At 71.8% G+C, this 16,479-nt stretch carries 14 protein-coding genes; 8 read left to right on the top strand and 6 right to left on the bottom strand.

Features of this window, described 5'->3' with window-relative positions:
• Window positions 1-253: 253 nt before the first annotated feature.
• Window positions 254-1,243, top strand: a complete 990-nt coding sequence (rarD, locus tag ACIGEZ_RS13955) for an EamA family transporter RarD (protein WP_399830193.1) — start codon at window positions 254-256, stop codon at window positions 1,241-1,243.
• On the opposite strand, the gene ACIGEZ_RS13950 is transcribed toward rarD, so the two are convergent.
• Together ACIGEZ_RS13950 and ACIGEZ_RS13945 are read right to left on the bottom strand one after the other, a co-directional pair.
• Window positions 1,240-1,566, bottom strand: coding sequence for a DUF6401 family natural product biosynthesis protein (locus ACIGEZ_RS13950; RefSeq protein WP_399830191.1), 327 nt, complete (start codon window positions 1,564-1,566; stop codon window positions 1,240-1,242). The two genes, rarD and ACIGEZ_RS13950, sit on opposite strands and share 4 nt — an antisense overlap.
• A gap of 177 nt (window positions 1,567-1,743) precedes the next feature.
• Window positions 1,744-2,304, bottom strand: a complete 561-nt coding sequence (locus tag ACIGEZ_RS13945; protein WP_399830188.1) for a DUF1203 domain-containing protein — start codon at window positions 2,302-2,304, stop codon at window positions 1,744-1,746.
• A 915-nt stretch (window positions 2,305-3,219) separates the two neighbouring features.
• On the opposite strand from ACIGEZ_RS13945, the gene ACIGEZ_RS13940 reads away from it, so the two are divergent.
• Window positions 3,220-3,786, top strand: a complete 567-nt coding sequence (locus ACIGEZ_RS13940; RefSeq protein WP_399830186.1) for a Uma2 family endonuclease — start codon at window positions 3,220-3,222, stop codon at window positions 3,784-3,786.
• A gap of 2 nt (window positions 3,787-3,788) precedes the next feature.
• Here ACIGEZ_RS13940 and ACIGEZ_RS13935 read toward each other — a convergent pair whose 3' ends face one another.
• On the bottom strand, window positions 3,789-4,829 hold the full coding sequence (locus tag ACIGEZ_RS13935; protein WP_399830184.1) for a helix-turn-helix domain-containing protein: 1,041 nt from the start codon (window positions 4,827-4,829) through the stop codon (window positions 3,789-3,791).
• A 118-nt stretch (window positions 4,830-4,947) separates the two neighbouring features.
• On the opposite strand from ACIGEZ_RS13935, the gene ACIGEZ_RS13930 reads away from it, so the two are divergent.
• From ACIGEZ_RS13930 to ACIGEZ_RS13920, 3 genes are all read left to right on the top strand, one after another.
• Window positions 4,948-5,844, top strand: coding sequence for an alpha/beta hydrolase (locus tag ACIGEZ_RS13930; RefSeq protein ID WP_399830182.1), 897 nt, complete (start codon window positions 4,948-4,950; stop codon window positions 5,842-5,844).
• A 128-nt stretch (window positions 5,845-5,972) separates the two neighbouring features.
• Window positions 5,973-7,178, top strand: a complete 1,206-nt coding sequence (locus tag ACIGEZ_RS13925; protein WP_399830602.1) for a serine hydrolase domain-containing protein — start codon at window positions 5,973-5,975, stop codon at window positions 7,176-7,178.
• Window positions 7,179-7,353: 175 nt separating this feature from the next.
• Window positions 7,354-8,652, top strand: coding sequence for a M28 family metallopeptidase (locus tag ACIGEZ_RS13920; RefSeq protein ID WP_399830180.1), 1,299 nt, complete (start codon window positions 7,354-7,356; stop codon window positions 8,650-8,652).
• 121 nt (window positions 8,653-8,773) lie between these two features.
• Here the strand turns inward: ACIGEZ_RS13920 and ACIGEZ_RS13915 are convergent, their stop codons facing one another.
• Both ACIGEZ_RS13915 and ACIGEZ_RS13910 read right to left on the bottom strand, forming a co-directional pair.
• A complete protein-coding gene (locus ACIGEZ_RS13915) occupies window positions 8,774-9,946 on the bottom strand; it encodes an outer membrane lipoprotein carrier protein LolA (RefSeq protein WP_399830177.1) in 1,173 nt (390 codons plus the stop codon).
• Between the two features lie 135 nt (window positions 9,947-10,081).
• Window positions 10,082-11,092, bottom strand: coding sequence for a polyprenyl synthetase family protein (locus tag ACIGEZ_RS13910; RefSeq protein WP_399830174.1), 1,011 nt, complete (start codon window positions 11,090-11,092; stop codon window positions 10,082-10,084).
• 256 nt (window positions 11,093-11,348) lie between these two features.
• Between ACIGEZ_RS13910 and ACIGEZ_RS13905 the strand changes: the two genes are divergently transcribed.
• Together ACIGEZ_RS13905 and ACIGEZ_RS13900 are read left to right on the top strand one after the other, a co-directional pair.
• Window positions 11,349-11,480 carry a hypothetical protein gene (locus ACIGEZ_RS13905; protein WP_399830171.1) on the top strand — a complete coding sequence of 44 codons (132 nt, stop codon included), beginning with the start codon at window positions 11,349-11,351 and terminating at the stop codon, window positions 11,478-11,480.
• A 93-nt stretch (window positions 11,481-11,573) separates the two neighbouring features.
• On the top strand, window positions 11,574-13,571 hold the full coding sequence (locus ACIGEZ_RS13900; protein ID WP_399830168.1) for a CocE/NonD family hydrolase: 1,998 nt from the start codon (window positions 11,574-11,576) through the stop codon (window positions 13,569-13,571).
• Window positions 13,572-13,631: 60 nt separating this feature from the next.
• On the opposite strand, the gene ACIGEZ_RS13895 is transcribed toward ACIGEZ_RS13900, so the two are convergent.
• A complete protein-coding gene (locus tag ACIGEZ_RS13895; RefSeq protein WP_399830165.1) occupies window positions 13,632-14,912 on the bottom strand; it encodes an LPXTG cell wall anchor domain-containing protein in 1,281 nt (426 codons plus the stop codon).
• Window positions 14,913-15,203: 291 nt separating this feature from the next.
• Between ACIGEZ_RS13895 and fahA the strand changes: the two genes are divergently transcribed.
• Complete coding sequence (gene fahA, locus ACIGEZ_RS13890; RefSeq protein ID WP_399830162.1) at window positions 15,204-16,433, top strand: fumarylacetoacetase; 1,230 nt, start codon at window positions 15,204-15,206, stop codon at window positions 16,431-16,433.
• Window positions 16,434-16,479 lie beyond the last annotated feature (46 nt).

Here is a 16,479-nt window from a genome sequence, read left to right as displayed (position 1 = left end):
GAGGATCCCCAACAGGCCCTGCCTACAACCTCATTGAGACGAAGCCCGCACAGAGTCGTAGCGCTCCCGGGCCTCCCGCACCGCGGGGACCCGGCGGTCCGCCCCGGAGCCACCGGCCGGCCCGGCCGGCCCGTCGCCGACGCCCGCACCGGGGCGGTCATGACCGTATCGCGGTACGGACATGACAGCCGGCCCTGTCCGGCGTTACCTTCGACAGGACGCGCGGCGCAGGGCCGGCAGGGCGGGAGGTCCGGTGAAGACGGATACCGAGGCACGAGCAGGACTGATCTACGGCATCGCCGCATACGGCATCTGGGGCCTGTTCCCCCTCTACTGGCCGCTCCTCGAACCCGCCGGTGCGGCCGAGATCCTCGCCCACCGGATGGCCTGGTCGTTCGTCGTGGTCGGCCTCGCGCTCCTCGCGCTGCGCCGCTGGAGCTGGCTGCCCGAACTGCTGCGCAGCCCGCGCAGGCTGGGCCTGATCGCGCTCGCGGCGGGCCTGATCACGGTCAACTGGGGCGTCTACATCTGGGCCGTGAACGCCGGCCACGTCGTGGAGGCCTCGCTCGGCTACTTCATCAACCCGCTCGTCAGCATCGCCCTCGGCGTGCTCGTCCTCAAGGAGCGGCTCCGGCCCGCGCAGTGGGCGGCGGTCGGCATCGCGGTCGCGGCCGTGGTCGTGCTCGCGATCGGCTACGGGCAGCTGCCGTGGATCTCGCTGGTCCTGGCCTGCACCTTCGGCACGTACGGGCTGGTGAAGAAGAAGGTCAACATCGGTGGCCTGGAGTCGCTGGCCGCCGAGACCGCCGTCCAGTTCCTGCCCGCGCTCGGCTACCTGCTCTGGCTGGGGGCACAGGGCCAGTCCACCTTCACCTCGCAGGGCGGCGGCCACACCGCCCTGCTCATGGCGACCGGCGCGGTGACGGCACTGCCGCTGGTCTGCTTCGGGGCGGCGGCGATCCGGGTGCCGCTGTCGACCATCGGACTGCTGCAGTACCTGGCGCCGGTGTTCCAGTTCCTGCTCGGCGTCCTCTACTTCCACGAGGCGATGCCACCCGAGCGCTGGGCCGGCTTCTCGCTGGTGTGGCTGGCGCTGACCATCCTGACCTGGGACGCCCTGCGCACGGCACGGCGCAGCCGGGCGGCGGTGGAGACGGCGGCGGCCGAGGCGGCCGCAGCCGAAGCGGCGGCCGTGACCACCGCGGACCCGGCCCCGGCCGCCACCCCGGCGCACCGCGTCTAGGAAGCCCCCGCCCCCAGCAGGTCGTGTTCGCGGATCAGCCAGCAGATGGCGGTCAGGCGGAGGGTGGCGAAGTCGTGGCCCATGGGCGCGGCCCAGTCGGCCCCGGTGAGCCGGTCCGTGAAGCCGAGCACGTAGTCGGCGAGCTCCTCGCGGCGGACGGTCCGGCCCTGCGGGCCGCGCTGGGCGGGGACGAGGGCGTCGCACACGGCCGCCGCGTGCTGATCGACGGCGGCCACGAGCCCCGGCTCGAAGGAGATCTCCGAGAGCCGGGGCATGTACACGGCGGCGACGTCGGCCAGGGGGCAGCCGGGCGAATCGTTCATCCCTCCACATTAGGCGCGTACCGGCCGGATCAGACCGTGACGTTGCTCGCAGGTCCGGCGGACGAGGCTGCGGGGATGGGGCGCATGATCCGAGTCGGTTTCGCCGGAATCACCGGCTGGACCGCGCCGCCGATCGTCCCCGGGACCGCGCGCGCCGAGGTCCGGGGGTTGGGCTCCCTACTCTTCGGCCGGGACCGGTGACCGCCGTACCTCGAACTGGAAGCAGCCGTACTCGACGGCCCGGACGTGGACGACGGCGACGGCAGGGTCGGCGAACGCCTCCGCGAAGGCCCGGTCGAACCCCTCGGTCGCGGCCTCCGGGATCTCCAGGAGCCGCCCGCCGACGATCCGCCCAAGGGTGTCGTAGCGGCGCAGGGTACGCAGAGCGCCGGGCCGGTCGAAGGGGTAGCGGCCCGGCTCACCGGCGGGTCCGCCGCATTCCTCCGCGTGGATGAAGACGGGCCCCTGTTCGTCGTACGCCCCGGGCTCCGCCCCCGTCTCGGCGGCCCAGCGGCGCAACGGCGCGTACGACACGAGCGCGATCCGCTCGCCTTCGCGCGAGGCGCGCAGACAGCAGCGCAGCGGGTTCCCGGCGGCCTCGGCGTCCACCGTGAACGGCAGGCAGGACCGCCCCGCGTCATCGGTGCGACGCAGCTCGGCGAGGGCGGGCGGCGGGATGGGCAGCGGGGCGAATGTCACGGCCGTCGCGGCCGCCGTAGTCGTGGTCGTGGTCGTCATGGGACCAGCGTCACGCGCGGGCGTCCACCCCGCTGGCGGTATCCGGACCCCGTCTTTCCGCGCCCCGGGCTACCGGCCCCGGGAGGGCCGCCGCGGGCGCGGGCGGCCGCCTCGCGAGCATCCGCGACGCGGTGCCCCGCGCTGTAAAAGACTTAAGTACCAGGGCAATTACCTACCCAACCCCTCCAGCCTCCCCACATCCGGCTTGTCACCCACTCGGGTGATCTGCGCCAACTGGGCTGGTTTTGGGGCGGGTTGCCTGGCATATGCTCACGTCACAACCCACCAGACATGCGTCGGCCCTCGACGGGACTAGCGATCCCGACCGAGGGCCTGACCACCGAGGAAGAGCACCTTCCTGATGGCTTACGAGCAGCCTAGCGCCCCCGCACCCGCCTCCGGGCTCATTCACCGCAACGTCCGCCACACGACCCGGTACACGGTCGTCGGCAACCACCTCGCACAGCACCGCGAGCTCACGCTGCTCGCGAGGGGACTGGCCCTCTACATCCAGTCCCTGCCCGCCGGAGCCTCCGTCGGCATCAAGGCAATCGCCGCCCAGGTTCCCGAAAGCGAGCTGCGCATCGCCCGCGCCATGCGGGAGTTGGAGACCCACGGCTACCTGGCCCGCGTCAGGGACCGCCTGCCGGACGGCCGGATCGTGCCACGCACGATCTCGTACAACCATCCGGGGGCTGAACCGGAGCCCCCGCCGGAGACTCCACCAGAGACGCCACCGGAGACGCCATCGGACATTCCACCTCCCCCGACCCCTTCCAGACCTGCGACTCCTGCGACCTCGCCTTCCGCTCCCCCACGCCGGGCCGGTGCCGGGGTTGCCGTCCCAGCAGAGAGGCCGCCTAGCATGACGCTGACGACTCGGGCCCCCCAAGGCACGGACGAGGAGCCAGCGCGATGACCACCGTCTCCCCCCTCTACCGGACCATGCGCGACGCGCTGCACAGCCTCGACGACACCGTTCCGGGCAAGTTCGAGATCACCCGCGAAGGAATCGTCCACGACATGATGGCTCCGAGCCGCCCCCATGAGTTCACGGTCGCGCAGGTCAGCCGCCGGTTGGAACGCGTCATGCCGGACGACCTCCTCGCCCACACCGGCGAGCCCGACGTCGAGAGCGCGTCCGAAGGGGTGATGCGGCACCCCGACGTCATGGTGATCCCGTGGACGGAGATGGAAGGCGACGGCTCCTTCGATCCCCGCACCCTCCTCGCCGCCATCGAGGTCGTCTCGCGCTCCAACCCGGACAACGACTGGGTCGGCAAGCTCCGCGACTACCCGCTCCTCGGCATCCCCGTCTACGCGATCTTCGACCCCCGTACCGGCTCGGGCGCCGTCTTCTCCGACATCCACCCGACCCCCGAGGGTCCGCGCTACGCCACCCGCAAGGACTTCTTCTACGGCGAGGACGTCACGATCGCCGACTGGACGATCCCGTCCGAGGACCTTCCCCGCTACGCGTGAGCTCAGTCCGGGTCGTCCAGCAACCGCCATGCGGCCAGGGCCAGTCGGGCCCTGGTCAGGCCGGCCGGGGTCGTCAGGTCGAGGTGCAGGGACCTGCCGAGGTGGTCGAGGCGGCGGGCGACGCTGCTGTGGTGGAGGTGGAGGAGGTCGGCGGCGCGGCGCAGGGAGGCGGTGGCGCAGTAGGCGTCGAGGGTGTCCAGGTCTTCCGGGGTGGCGGCGATCCGGGCGAGGGCGGCCACGTCCGGGTTGGCGCGGGCGGTGTCCGCGGGGATCTCGGCCAGGAGGGCCAGGGCACCCAACTCCGCGTATCGGACCACCGGTTCACGTGCGGTGGTGAAGCGCAGGGCCGTGCGGGCCTGTCGCCAGGAGTGGTCGGGAGCGTCGGCGGCGCCGAAGCCCGCACGTACGCCCGCCGGGACGCGGGCCGGGTCCGCCGTGGCGACGAGGATGGCGCCGACGTCGCCGATCGGTGCGGCCTTCACCAGTCCTGCGGGGCAGATCCGGGCGCCGACCCGGTCGAGCGGCAGGGCCGAGCGCACGGCGACGACGTGGACGGGCAGGCCGGCGGCGAAGCCGAGGAGCCTGAGCGCCCGTGCCCGCGCCGCCTCGTCGGGCTCGGCGCCGACCGCCAGTTCGACGAGTGCCGGGTCGGCCATGGTGGTGCGGGCCGGGCCGTACCGCTCCACGGCCGCCGCCACGGCGATCGCGAGGCGGTCGAGGAGGATCTCGTCGAGCGAACCCGGCGGGCCGGGTCGCTCCAGCCATGCCGTGCCGATCTCCTCATCGTCGAGGGTGACCGGCACCGTCGTCGACGCGGGCAGCGGCGCGGTCGTGGCCTCCGTGCCCAGCGGGGATACGCGGATGGTCCGCCCGGTGCCGTGGAGCCGTATCCCGGTGACGCACTCGGCCAGACCGGCCGAGGCGCGGGCGAGCGCCGCGAGGTCCACGCGCCGGCGCATCAGCGTGTCGTAGAACGCGACGATGCGGATCGCGCCGTCGACGTACGGGTCGAGTCCCGACAGGCGTAGAGCCAGTGCCTCCATGTCCCGAAGGATAGGAGGAAGGTGGCGGGGGCAGGGGCGACGGGCGTCGCGCGGCCGTCGTCCGACGGGCGACGGATGGCGGATGATCGCTCGCCGGGCGGCGGTGAGGATGGTCGTCATGGATCCCGAACTCGAAGCGTTCATACCGCTGTTCCCCAAAGCGGAACTGACCGACCCGGCCGCCGCCCGCGAGGGCCTCGCCGCGCTGGCCGCCGCGATCCCGACACCGGACACCAAGGACCTGGAGATCGAGGACGTCACGGTGCCCGGTGACCCGGACGTGCCGGTGCGCGTCTACCGTCCGCACGGGGCCCGGGGCGCACTCGTCTGGCTGCACGGCGGCGGATTCGTCATGGGCGACGTGCGCACCGAACACCCGTGGGCGACCCGGATCGCCGCCGGCTCCGGCGCGGTGGTCGTCTCGGTGGGCTACCGGCTCTCCCCCGAGAACCCGTTCCCGGCCGCCTTCGACGACGCCTACGCCGTACTGAACTGGACCGTCGAGAACGCCGCGGACCTCGGTGTCGACCCCGAGCGGATCGCGGTCGGCGGCCACAGCGCCGGCGGCGGGCTCGCGGCAGCGGTGGCGCTGCGGGCCCGCGACGAGGAAGGTCCGGCCATCCGCTTCCAGCTGCTCAACCAGCCGCAGCTCGACGACCGGCAGGAGACCTGGTCGCAGCGGAACTTCACCGACACGCCCTGGATCAACCGCGCCAAGGCCGCCGCGTCCTGGCGCAGCTATCTCGGGTCCCGGGCCGCCACGCCGTACGCCGCCCCCGCCCGGGCCGCCGACCTGGCCGGCCTCCCGCCCGCGTACATCGCCACCGCGGAGCTCTGCCCGAACCGCGACGAGGACATCGACTACGCGCTGCGGCTGCTGCGGGCGGGCGTGTCGGTCGAGCTGCACCAGTGGCCCGGCACCTTCCACGGCTCGCAGGCGATCGTCTCCGCCGACGTCTCGCAGCGGCAGAACGCCGAGCTGGGCGCGGTGCTGCGGCGCGCGCTGGCCGGCTGAGCCCGGCCCTCCACTCCACCGCTGAACCACCTGACCCGGACGACCTGTCCCGAACCACCTGACCCGAACCACCTGTCCCGAACCACCTGTCCCGAACCACCTGTCCCGAAAGGACGGATGCCTTGAGAATGCGTATGGCGTTGTGCGGAAGCGTTGCCGCGCTCGGAGTGTGCGCCGGCACGGTCGCGGCGGCTCCCCCTCCCCAGGAGACCGATCGCGCCGGGCTCCAGTCGGCCCTGGACGCGGTCCACCAGGCGGGGATCCCCGGGGTGTTCGCCGAGGTACGGGACGGCGGGCGGACCTGGCGGGGTGCCTCCGGGGTCGCCGATGTCGCGACCGGCCGCCCCGTCACGCCCGACATGCGGCATCGGGTCGGCAGCATCACCAAGACCTTCACCGCCGCCGCGGTGCTGCAACAGGTCGAGCGGGGCCGGGTCCGGCTCGACGGGCCGATCGGCGACTACCTGCCGGATCTGGTGCCGGGAGAGCGCGGCCGGAAGGTCACGGTCCGGATGCTGCTCAACCACACCAGCGGCATCGCCGAGTACATCCCCTACGCGTTCCCCTCCATCCAGGGCCCGGAGGTCTCGTCCAGGAGCCTGGACGACAACCGCTACCGGACCTTCCGCCCGGCCGAACTGATCGCGCTGGGGCTCGCGGCCCCGCCCACCGGTGAGCCCGGCGGCCCCACGGGGGTCTACTCCAACACCAACTACCTGATCCTCGGCGAGCTCCTGGAGCGCGTGACCGGCACCCCGGCGGTGGACTACATCACCGAGCACGTCATCGAGCGGGCCGGCCTCCGGCACACCGGGTTCCCGACCGGCCCGCGGGTGAAGGGACCGCACTCGCGGATGTACGAGGGGCTGTGGGGCTTCCTCGACCCGCCGCGCGACTACAGCGTCTACGACATGTCGTGGGTGATGACCGGGGCCGGGCTCGTCTCGACCATGGAGGACCTCAACCGTTTCTACGGCCGGCTGCTCGCCGGCCGGATCGTCGACGCGTCCTCGCTGGCGCAGATGCAGCGCACTGTCCCGGTGCGCGCCCTGGACGGTTCGACGATCGAGTACGGCCTCGGCCTGCACAAGGTCGTCATCCCGGAGTGCGGCACCTTCTGGGGCAGTGACGGCACCGTCTGGGGGGCCGGGACGATGTCCCTGACCCGGGAGGACGGCGGGCGCCGGATGTCCGTCGCGATCAATCTCATGAGGTGGAACAGGCCGGACGCGTCCGGGACACCGCAGCCGCACCCCATCGACGACGCGCTGGAGGCGCTGTACCGGCAGGCACTGTGCGGGGACGGGAAGCCGGACGGCCGACCGTCCCACTGACCGGGGGTTCAGGGGTGTTCGGTCATCGAACACCCCTGACCGGATTGTGCTCTTGACGTGAAGTCAAACTCTCGCTGAACATTCGTCACGCACAGCTCCAACGCCTCGCGCCACCCACGACGCGAGGCGCTCGTACGTTCCGTACCATCCCCAGTTCGGAATCCGGAGCCCCCACATGAGACTCTCCGCCATAGTCGCCTCCTCGGCGCTCGTCCTCGGCGCTCTCGCGAGCGCCGCCCCGGCCACCGCCGCGCCGGGCGCAGCCGCCGCCACGCCGCCCGACATCTCCGTGGCGAACGTGAAGCAGCACCTGACCGACCTCCAGTCGATCGCCACCGCCAACGGCGGCAACCGCGCCCACGGCCGTACCGGCTACAAGGCGTCCGTCGACTTCGTGAAGGCCAAGCTGGACGCGGCCGGTTACACCACCACGCTCCAGCAGTTCACCTACAACGGCGCCACCGGCTACAACGTGATAGCCGACTGGCCGGGCGGCGACCCGAACCAGGTCGTCATGTCCGGCTCGCACCTCGACTCGGTCACCTCCGGTCCCGGCATCAACGACAACGGGTCCGGCTCCGCGGCCATCCTCGAGACCGCGCTCGCCGTCTCCCGCGCCCAGCTCCAGCCCACCAAGCACATACGGTTCGCCTGGTGGGGCGCGGAGGAACTCGGCCTCGTCGGCTCGAAGTACTACGTGAACAACCTGCCGTCCGCCGAGCGCGCGAAGATCAGCGGCTACCTGAACTTCGACATGATCGGATCGCCCAACCCGGGCTACTTCGTCTACGACGACGACCCGACCATCGAGCAGACCTTCAAGAACTACTACGCGGGCCTCGGCATCCCCACCGAGATCGAGACCGAGGGCGACGGCCGCTCGGACCACGCGCCGTTCAAGAACGCGGGCGTCCCGGTCGGCGGCCTGTTCTCCGGCGCCGACTACACCAAGACGTCCGCCCAGGCGCAGAAGTGGGGCGGCACGGCGGGCCAGTCGTTCGACCGCTGCTACCACTCCTCGTGCGACACCACGGCGAACATCAACGACACCGCCCTGGACCGCAACAGCGACGCCATCGCGTACGCGATCTGGAACCTGGCGACCGGCACGACGACCCCGCCCACCGGCAAGGTCTTCGAGAACACCGCCGACGTCTCCATCCCGGACAACGGCGCCGCGGTGACCTCGTCCGTGACCGTCAGCGGCGTCACGGGCAACGCCCCGAGCAACCTCTCCGTCGGCGTGGACATCGTCCACACCTACCGCGGTGACCTCGTGGTCGACCTGATCGCCCCCGACGGCTCGGTCTACAACCTGCACAACCGGTCCGGCGGCAGCGCCGACAACCTCGTCCAGACCTACACCGTGAACGCCTCGACCGAGGTCGCCAACGGCGTCTGGAAGCTGCGCGCCCAGGACAAGGCCGCGGTCGACACCGGCTACATCAACGGGTTCAAGCTGACGTTCCCGTAAGTCCGGCGAAGTCGGCCCCGGAGGCGTCACACCGGGGCGGACACACGAGAACGCCCGGGTGGGTCGGTGACCATCGCCCCCGACCCACCCGGGGTCACATCGTTCCCGTCACCTGCCGCGCCTACTTGCCGGCGTTCGCCGCGTCCACCAGCGCGTCCGGCGTGACCGCACCGACGTAGACCTTGCCGTCGTCCGTCATCAGCGCGTTCACCAGCTTCGTCTTGAAGACGGTGCCCGAGCCGAACTTGCCGCTGACCTTGTCGCCGAGCGCGTCCAGGAAGCCCTGGGCCTCCTTGGGCGCCTCCTCGGTCTTCGGCGCCGGAGCGCCGGTGTCCAGCTTGGCGATGGTGGTCCAGCCCTCGCCGATGACGTTCGGGGCGCCGCCCTTCTCCAGGTCCGCGAACGGACCCATGAACCCCTTGGCCAGGTCCTCGGGCTTGCCGGCCTCGTTCTCCGCCGCGCCCTCCGTCACCTTCGCGCCCTTCGGCGCCTTGAAGTCGAAGGTCGAGGCGTCCGGCCTGCCGAAGTCCACCTTGGTGAAGCCCGCGTCGAGGACCGGCTTGCCGCCGCTCGTCGAGGCGAGGGTGAACTTCAGCGGGGTGCCGTTGGCCGCGTCCACCGCGATCCTGATCGACTCGACGGTCGAGCCGGACTGCTTGGGCTTGATCACCAGCTGGTAGGCGTCCCGGCCGGCCACCTTCGCCGTGTCGCCTACGGTGATCGACGTGGTGCCGCCCGCCGCCTTCAGGACCTCGTCCGCGAGCTCCTTCGGGGTGCTGGGGACCGGCTTCTCGGGCTTGCCGTGCGGGCCGCCCTCGGCCTTCTCGTGGAAGACCTCGCCGGACTTGCTGTCGTAGCCCCACACGTCGTCGCCGTTGTGGACGAGGCTGTACTCGTCCGAGCCGTCGAGCAGCGTCAGCTTCTGCCGGTCGGGGCCGTCCGCCGCCACCCGGAGCGTGTGCGAGCCGGAGACCAGCTCGGTCAGGCGGTCCGCGGGGTCGGCGGACGAAGCACCGCCGGCGCCGCCGGCCACGCCGTCGAGCAGGCCCGCGAAGGACGGCAGGCCCAGGTCGGTGCTGATCTTGAACGTGCCGGACAGGGTCTGGGTGTCCGAGGCCGCGATCTTCTCGATGAGCTGCTGCGCGGTGATCTCCGGCAGGTCCGGGTCGCCGGATGCCGCCAGCGCCGGTACGAGTCCGATGGTGGCCGCGGCGACACCCGCCACCGCGACCGGGACGACGTAACGGCTCGCCTTACGACGGGTCTCGCGACGGGTCTCGTCGTTCGTTTCCATGGTCTGCGCTACCTCCGTGCCCTCACGGGCCCTCTTTGGTCGATGACTCCATCTGACCAAATCGGCGGCACGGAATCGTCAGCCCGCGGGATCAACCCGGTCTACCCCTCCAGGATGACCCGACCCTGAGAGCCCCTAGCCCGCGCGGTGTACGACCGCGTCGCACAGCTCCTCGAGGGCGGACTTGGCGTACCCCTCCGGCAGCGGCGCGAGCATCGCCCTGGCCTCCTCCGCGTACCGCACGGTGTCGCGGCGGGCCTGCTCCAGGGCCGGGTGGACGCGCAGCCGGCGCAGTGCCTCGGCGTGCCGGTCGTCGTCGCTGAGGTCGCCGTCGACGAGGGCGACGAGCTCCAGGTCCTCCGGGCGCCCGTGGGCGGCCGCGGCGGCCCGCAGGTGCAGCACGGGCAGGGTGGGGATGCCCTCGCGCAGGTCGGTGCCGGGGGTCTTGCCGGACTCGTGGGAGTCGGAGGCGATGTCGAGGACGTCGTCGGCGAGCTGGAAGGCGACGCCGAGCCGCTCCCCGTACTGGGTGAGGATGTCGACGACGCTCTCGTCGGCGCCGGACATCATGGAGCCGAAGCGGCAGGAGACGGCGACGAGGGAGCCGGTCTTGCCGCCGAGCACGTCGAGGTAGTGGTCGACCGGGTCGCGGCCCTCCTGCGGGCCCGCGGTCTCCAGGATCTGGCCGGTGACGAGCCGTTCGAACGCCTCGGACTGGATGCGTACGGCCTCGGGTCCGAGGTCCGCGAGCGTGTGCGAGGCGCGGGCGAAGAGGAAGTCACCCGTGAGGACGGCGATGGAGTTGCCCCAGCGGGTGTTGGCGCTGTCCACCCCGCGGCGCACGTCCGCCTCGTCCATGACGTCGTCGTGGTAGAGCGTGGCGAGGTGGGTGAGCTCGACGACCACGGCCGAGGGCACGACGCCCGGCGCGTACGGGTCGCCGAACTGGGCCGCGAGCATCACGAGCAGCGGCCGGAACCGCTTGCCGCCGGCCAGCACCAGGTGCTGGGCGGCCTCCGTGATGAACGGCACGTCGCTCTTGGTGGCGTCGAGGAGGCCGGCCTCCACAGCCGCCAATCCGGTCTGGACATCGGCTTCGAGAGCCTGGTCCCGCACGCTAAGACCGAACGGCCCGACGACGGTCACGAGGGGGTCTCCTGTCTGCTGACGCCTGCCGGCGTTCACCTGGACTGCTGCCGATCACTGCTGCTCACTGCCGCTGATCAGCCTGCCCGTCGGACTGCCTGTCGTACAGCCGATCAGACAGCTGATCACACGGATTGTCGATGTGTCGCCGCATTCACTCAAGCCAGCGTATCCGGTCACGTTTCGATCACCGTGGGCGCCTTCCCGTCACCCCCGGTATGTTCGTGATCAGCTCATACGACCAGGAGTAGGCGTTTTGTCCCGAACAGTGATCGACACCGACACGAACGGCGAGCAGCCGCCGCCCGAGGACGACCGGGCCTTCCTGGGCAGGCCCCGGGGCCTGCTCACCCCGACGACGCCTCCAAGCCCGTCCACCTCGGCGTGAGCGGCGCATCGCGGTCGCCGTCGGCCTCGCCGTGATCGCCCTGGCGCGCCGTGGCTGCGCCGCACCATGCACCCCGTCCACTAGGGAGCCGTGATGAGGATCCGCACCGACTTCCCGTACGAGACCCGCCACGACGACCTCCGCATCCCGATGCCGGACGGGGTGGAGCTGTACGCGCGGGTGTGGCGCCCGCTGACGGACGAACCCGTGCCGGCCCTCCTGGAGTACCTGCCGTACCGCCTGACCGACTGGACCGCGCCCCGCGACCGGCAGCGGCATCCGTGGTACGCGGGCCACGGCTACGCCTCCGTACGGGTGGACGTCCGCGGCCACGGCAACAGCGAGGGGCTGCCGGGCGACGAGTACGACGCGACCGAGCTCGCCGACGGGGTGGCGGTCGTGAACTGGCTCGCCGAGCAGCCCTGGTGCTCGGGGAAGGTCGGCATGTTCGGCATCTCCTGGGGCGGCTTCAACTCGCTCCAGATCGCCGCGCTCGCCCCCGAGCCGCTGAAGGCGGTCGTCACCGTCTGCTCGACCGACGACCGCTACGACAACGACGTCCACTACATGGGCGGCTCCGTCCTCGCCGTCGACATGCACGCCTGGGCCGCGACCATGCTCGCCTTCGTCTCCCGGCCGCCGGACCCCCGGTACGCGGGCGAGAAGTGGCGCGGGATGTGGCTGGAGCGCCTGGAGGCCGTGGAGCCGTTCATCCACACGTGGCTGGCCCACCAGACCCGCGACGCGTACTGGCGGCACGGCAGCGTGTGCGAGGACTACTCCGCGATCCGGGCCGCCGTGCTCGCGGTGGGCGGCTGGCACGACCCGTACCGGGACGCGGTGCTGCGGCTGGCCGAGCACCTGCCGCAGGACCGGGTCCGGGGCATCATCGGGCCCTGGTCGCACCAGTACCCGGACCGGGGGCTACCGCCCGGCCCGGCGATCGGCTTCCTGCAGGAGACCCTGCGCTGGTGGGACCACCACCTGAAGGGCGTCGAGAACGACGTGATGGCGGAGCCGCTGCTGCGCTCCTGGATCAGCGAGTCGCACCCGCCGGCGACGGTGTACGAGCGGCTGCCGGGCCGCTGGGTGGCGGACCCGTGCTGGCCCAGCCCGAACGTCACCCCGGTGGCCTACGCCCTCCAGGGCGAGCCGGTGACGGTGGACTCCCCCCAGCAGACGGGCCTGGACGCGGGCCGCTTCTTCCCCTTCGGCAACGACGCCGACCTGCCGCCCGACCAGCGCGACGAGGACGCCCACTCGGCCTGCTTCGACTGCCCGGTCCCGGAGGATGCCGAACCCATCGAGATCCTGGGCCGCCCCTCCGTACGCCTCGCCCTGCGCACCGCCGCCCCCACCGGACAGGTCATCGCCCGCCTGTGCGACATCGCCCCGGACGGCTCCTCCACCCTCGTCACGCGCGGCGCGCTCAACTTCTCCGCGCGCTACGGGCGCGACCGGGCGGTGGAGGCGCAGATCGGCGAGTGGGAGTCGTACGCGTTCGAGCTGAACGGCATCGGCCACACCTTCCCGCCCGGCCACCGGGTCCGGCTCGCCGTCTCCTCCACGTACTGGCCCTGGATCTGGCCCCAGCCCGACGCCGTCGGCTTCACCCTCGACCCGGCCGGCTCCTCCCTCACCCTCCCGGTCCGCGCGCCCACCCACGACGCCGTCGAGTTCGAGCCGGCGGAACAGTCCGAACCCCTGGGCGTCAGCTACCCCCGCACCCTGGAGGAACCCCGCCCGGAACGACTCCTGGTCCGGGACGTGGCCAAGGGCGAGTGGCGCCTGGAGGTCGACCCCCGCTACGGCGGCACCCGCGTCTACCCCGACGGCCTCGAATTCACCGAGGACGCCCTGGAGACCTACACGATCGCCGAATCCGGCCCCTTGACCGCCCGGACCCGCTCCGACTGGTCGATCCGCCTGCACCGCCCGGAAATGGCCTGGGACGTCCGTATCGACACCCGCTCGGAGATCTCCTGCGACGCGGACGCGTTCCTGACGTCGAACGAGGTGATCTGCAAGGAAGGCGGGGAGGTCGTGTTCCACCGCACCTGGGAGAAACGCATTCCGCGGACGGCGGGATAGCCGGGACAAGAGAAAGGGCCCGTTCCGGGTTTTTCCGGAACGGGCCCTTCTCCTACGGCTTTACGCGTCCGCGCCGGCCTTGCGGCGACGCGCGACGACCATCGCGCCGGCACCGAGGACGACGGCCGCGCCGCCCGCGAGGGCGATCGGCATGTTGGACGAGCTCGAACCGGTCTTGGCGAGCGAGCCGCCGGTGGTGGAGCCCGTGGTGCCGCCCGTCACCGGGGTCTTCGACGAGCCGCCCTGCTGGGTGGTGTCGCCGTTGCCGCCGGTGGAGCCGGTGTCCTTGCCCGGGGCGGGCTTGCCGGCCTTGGCGATGGTGAACTCCGCGTAGTCGCCTTCCTCGGACCAGCCGCAGGAGCCGTCCTTGTTGACGTAGGCACCGCCGCCGACCACCGCGGCCGCACCGGCCGGGGTCTTGGCGTCGACGGTGACCTTCAGCTTGAAGTCGAAGGAGCCGCCCGGCTTCACCGCGGCGAGGCTGGAGAAGCCCTCCTCCAGGTCGATCGGCTGCCACTTGGGGCTGTTGACCGAGGACCACGTCAGGTGGAGGAGGCTGTCGTCCATCGTGCCGTCCATGCGGAACACGTCGGCGCCACCGCCGACCTCGTCCATCTGGACCTTGCCCTTGTTGGTGACGCGAAGGGTGAAGACGCCGCTGCTGCCGGCGGTGATCTTCTTCGGGCCGGTGATGGACGTGCCGACGCTCGGGTCGAGGTCGCACTCGTCCTCGCCCTGCTCCTCCTCGGCCGCCTTCAGCGCGGCCTTGGCCTCGTCGAGGGCCTTGGCGGCGGCGGTCTTGGCCTTCTGGGCCTCGCCGATCCTCGTGGAGGCGGCGACGGCGGCGTCGTCGTAGGCCTTGTCCGCCTGCGCGGCGGCCGTGGCCTTGGTCTCGGCCTCGGTCTTCGCGGTGGCCGCGGCCGTCTTGGCGTCGGCGACGGCCGTCTCGGCCGCGGCCTTCTCCTCGGCGGTGGCGGTGTCCGGCAGGGCCTTCAGGGCGGCCTCGGCCGTGGCCAGCTTCGCGTCGGCCTCGGTCTTCGCGGTGGCGGCCGTCTCGGCGGCCTTCTTCGCGTTGGCGGCGGCGACCTTCAGCGCGTTGTCGGCCTTGTCCAGGTCGGTCAGGGCGCGCTTGGCGTCCTCGACGGCGACGACGGCGGCGTCGTACGCGGCCTGCGCCTTGGTGACGGCGAGGCGGAGCTCCTCGATCGTCGGCTTCTTGGTCTGCTGCTCGGCGGCACCGGCCGGCTTCGAGTCGGCGAACGCGGGCGCGGCGGAAAGGAACACGACCGGGGTGGTCACGGCGGCGGCCACGGCGGTCGCGAGAATGCGGCGGATCTTCAAGATGGACCTTTTCCTGGTCGGACGAAGATGAAAAGGAGTTGTTTGGGGTCACGCGCCTGCGGATACCTCACGCGGCGCCGAGACCTCGTGATCGTATGACTTGAATAAGGTCACGGAATAGCGGTATTGACGCGTCCGCGTCGACACAGGGTCTTCACAGCAGTAGCAAAGCCAACCAACCCGGACAGTTGCCCACGGAGGCCGCACTTTCTGTGTGACACATGTCATCCGCGCCCCGCCGCAGGACCCGTAACGTGTCCCCCACACACCTGGAAAGCGAGGCAAGCACCGATGCCCGAGCAGAGCCCGCTCGATCTGGCCGAGGGCGATCCCTTCGGCCCGCACAACCTTCCGTACGGCGTCTTCACCACCGCCGACGAGCCCGAGCGGCGCAGGCTCGGCGTCCGGATCGGCGGGCATGTGCTCGACGCGGGGGCCGCGGCGCACGCGCTCGGTTCGCCGTACGCGGCGCTGCTCGCCCAGCCGAGCCTGAACCCGCTGCTCGCGGCCGGCCGCACCGCCTGGCGCGATGTGCGGCGGGCGCTGACCGGCTGGGTGACCGTGCCGGCGCACCGATCGGTCGTGGAGCCGCTGCTCCACCCCCTGGACGCGGTCACGCTGCACCTGCCGTACGAGGTCGCCGACTACGTCGACTTCTACGCGAGCGAGCACCACGCCACCAACGTCGGCCGGATCTTCCGCCCCGACGGCGACGCGCTCACCCCGAACTGGAAGCACCTGCCGATCGGCTACCACGGTCGCGCCGGCACCGTCGTCGTCTCGGGCACGGACGTCGTCCGCCCGGCGGGGCAGCGCAAGGCGCCCACCGACCCGGCCCCGGTCTTCGGCCCCTCGGTCAAGCTGGACATCGAGGCCGAGGTCGGCTTCGTCGTCGGCACCCCCTCCGAGCTCGGCCGCCCGGTCGGGATCGGCGACTTCCGCGAGCACGTCTTCGGCGTGACGCTGCTCAACGACTGGTCGGCGCGGGACGTCCAGGCCTGGGAGTACGTGCCGCTCGGCCCGTTCCTCGGCAAGTCCTTCCAGACCTCCGTCTCGGCCTGGGTGACCCCCCTGGAGGCCCTGGACGCGGCCCGGGTCGCCCCGCCCGCCCGGGACCTCCCGCTCTTGCCGTACCTCGACGACTCCGGCGAGGACGAGCCGGGCGGCTTCGACCTGCGGATCACCGTCACGATCAACGGCGAGGTGGTGGCCGAGCCGCCGTTCGCCACCATGTACTGGACGGCGGCCCAGCAGCTCGCCCACATGACCGTCAACGGCGCCTCGCTGCGCACGGGCGACCTCTACGGCTCCGGAACGGTCTCCGGCCCGGAGGTCGGCCAGCGCGGCTCGCTCCTCGAACTCACCTGGAACGGCCGCGACGCCCTCGAACTCACCGACGGCAAGCGGACGTTCCTGGAGGACGGCGACGAGGTCACCCTGACCGCCTGGGCCCCGGGTCCGGACGGCACCCGCGTCGCCCTCGGCGAGGTCACCGGCCGGATCGCGCCGAACGCCGGCTGAGAAGTCCCCGTACGGCGAAGGGGCCCGGCCCCGCCATGTGGCGGTG

It is taken from the genome of Streptomyces sp. NPDC085481 (assembly GCF_044541845.1).
Lineage (GTDB): Bacteria > Actinomycetota > Actinomycetes > Streptomycetales > Streptomycetaceae > Streptomyces.
The sequence above is the reverse complement of the archived record's forward strand: the minus strand, read 5'-3'. Positions and strand labels throughout refer to the sequence as shown.

Excerpts from the sequence above, each read along its gene's own strand:
- ACIGEZ_RS13920 (WP_399830180.1), top strand. The coding sequence starts at position 7,354 with ATGAGACTCTCCGCCATAGTCGCCTCCTCGGCGCTCGTCCTCGGCGCT.
- ACIGEZ_RS13930 (WP_399830182.1), top strand. The coding sequence starts at position 4,948 with ATGGATCCCGAACTCGAAGCGTTCATACCGCTGTTCCCCAAAGCGGAA.
- ACIGEZ_RS13925 (WP_399830602.1), top strand. The coding sequence starts at position 5,973 with ATGCGTATGGCGTTGTGCGGAAGCGTTGCCGCGCTCGGAGTGTGCGCC.
- ACIGEZ_RS13945 (WP_399830188.1), bottom strand. The coding sequence starts at position 2,304 with ATGACGACCACGACCACGACTACGGCGGCCGCGACGGCCGTGACATTC.
- ACIGEZ_RS13935 (WP_399830184.1), bottom strand. The coding sequence starts at position 4,829 with ATGGAGGCACTGGCTCTACGCCTGTCGGGACTCGACCCGTACGTCGAC.
- ACIGEZ_RS13900 (WP_399830168.1), top strand. The coding sequence starts at position 11,574 with ATGAGGATCCGCACCGACTTCCCGTACGAGACCCGCCACGACGACCTC.
- ACIGEZ_RS13940 (WP_399830186.1), top strand. The coding sequence starts at position 3,220 with ATGACCACCGTCTCCCCCCTCTACCGGACCATGCGCGACGCGCTGCAC.
- ACIGEZ_RS13950 (WP_399830191.1), bottom strand. The coding sequence starts at position 1,566 with ATGAACGATTCGCCCGGCTGCCCCCTGGCCGACGTCGCCGCCGTGTAC.
- ACIGEZ_RS13915 (WP_399830177.1), bottom strand. The coding sequence starts at position 9,946 with ATGGAAACGAACGACGAGACCCGTCGCGAGACCCGTCGTAAGGCGAGC.
- fahA (WP_399830162.1), top strand. The coding sequence starts at position 15,204 with ATGCCCGAGCAGAGCCCGCTCGATCTGGCCGAGGGCGATCCCTTCGGC.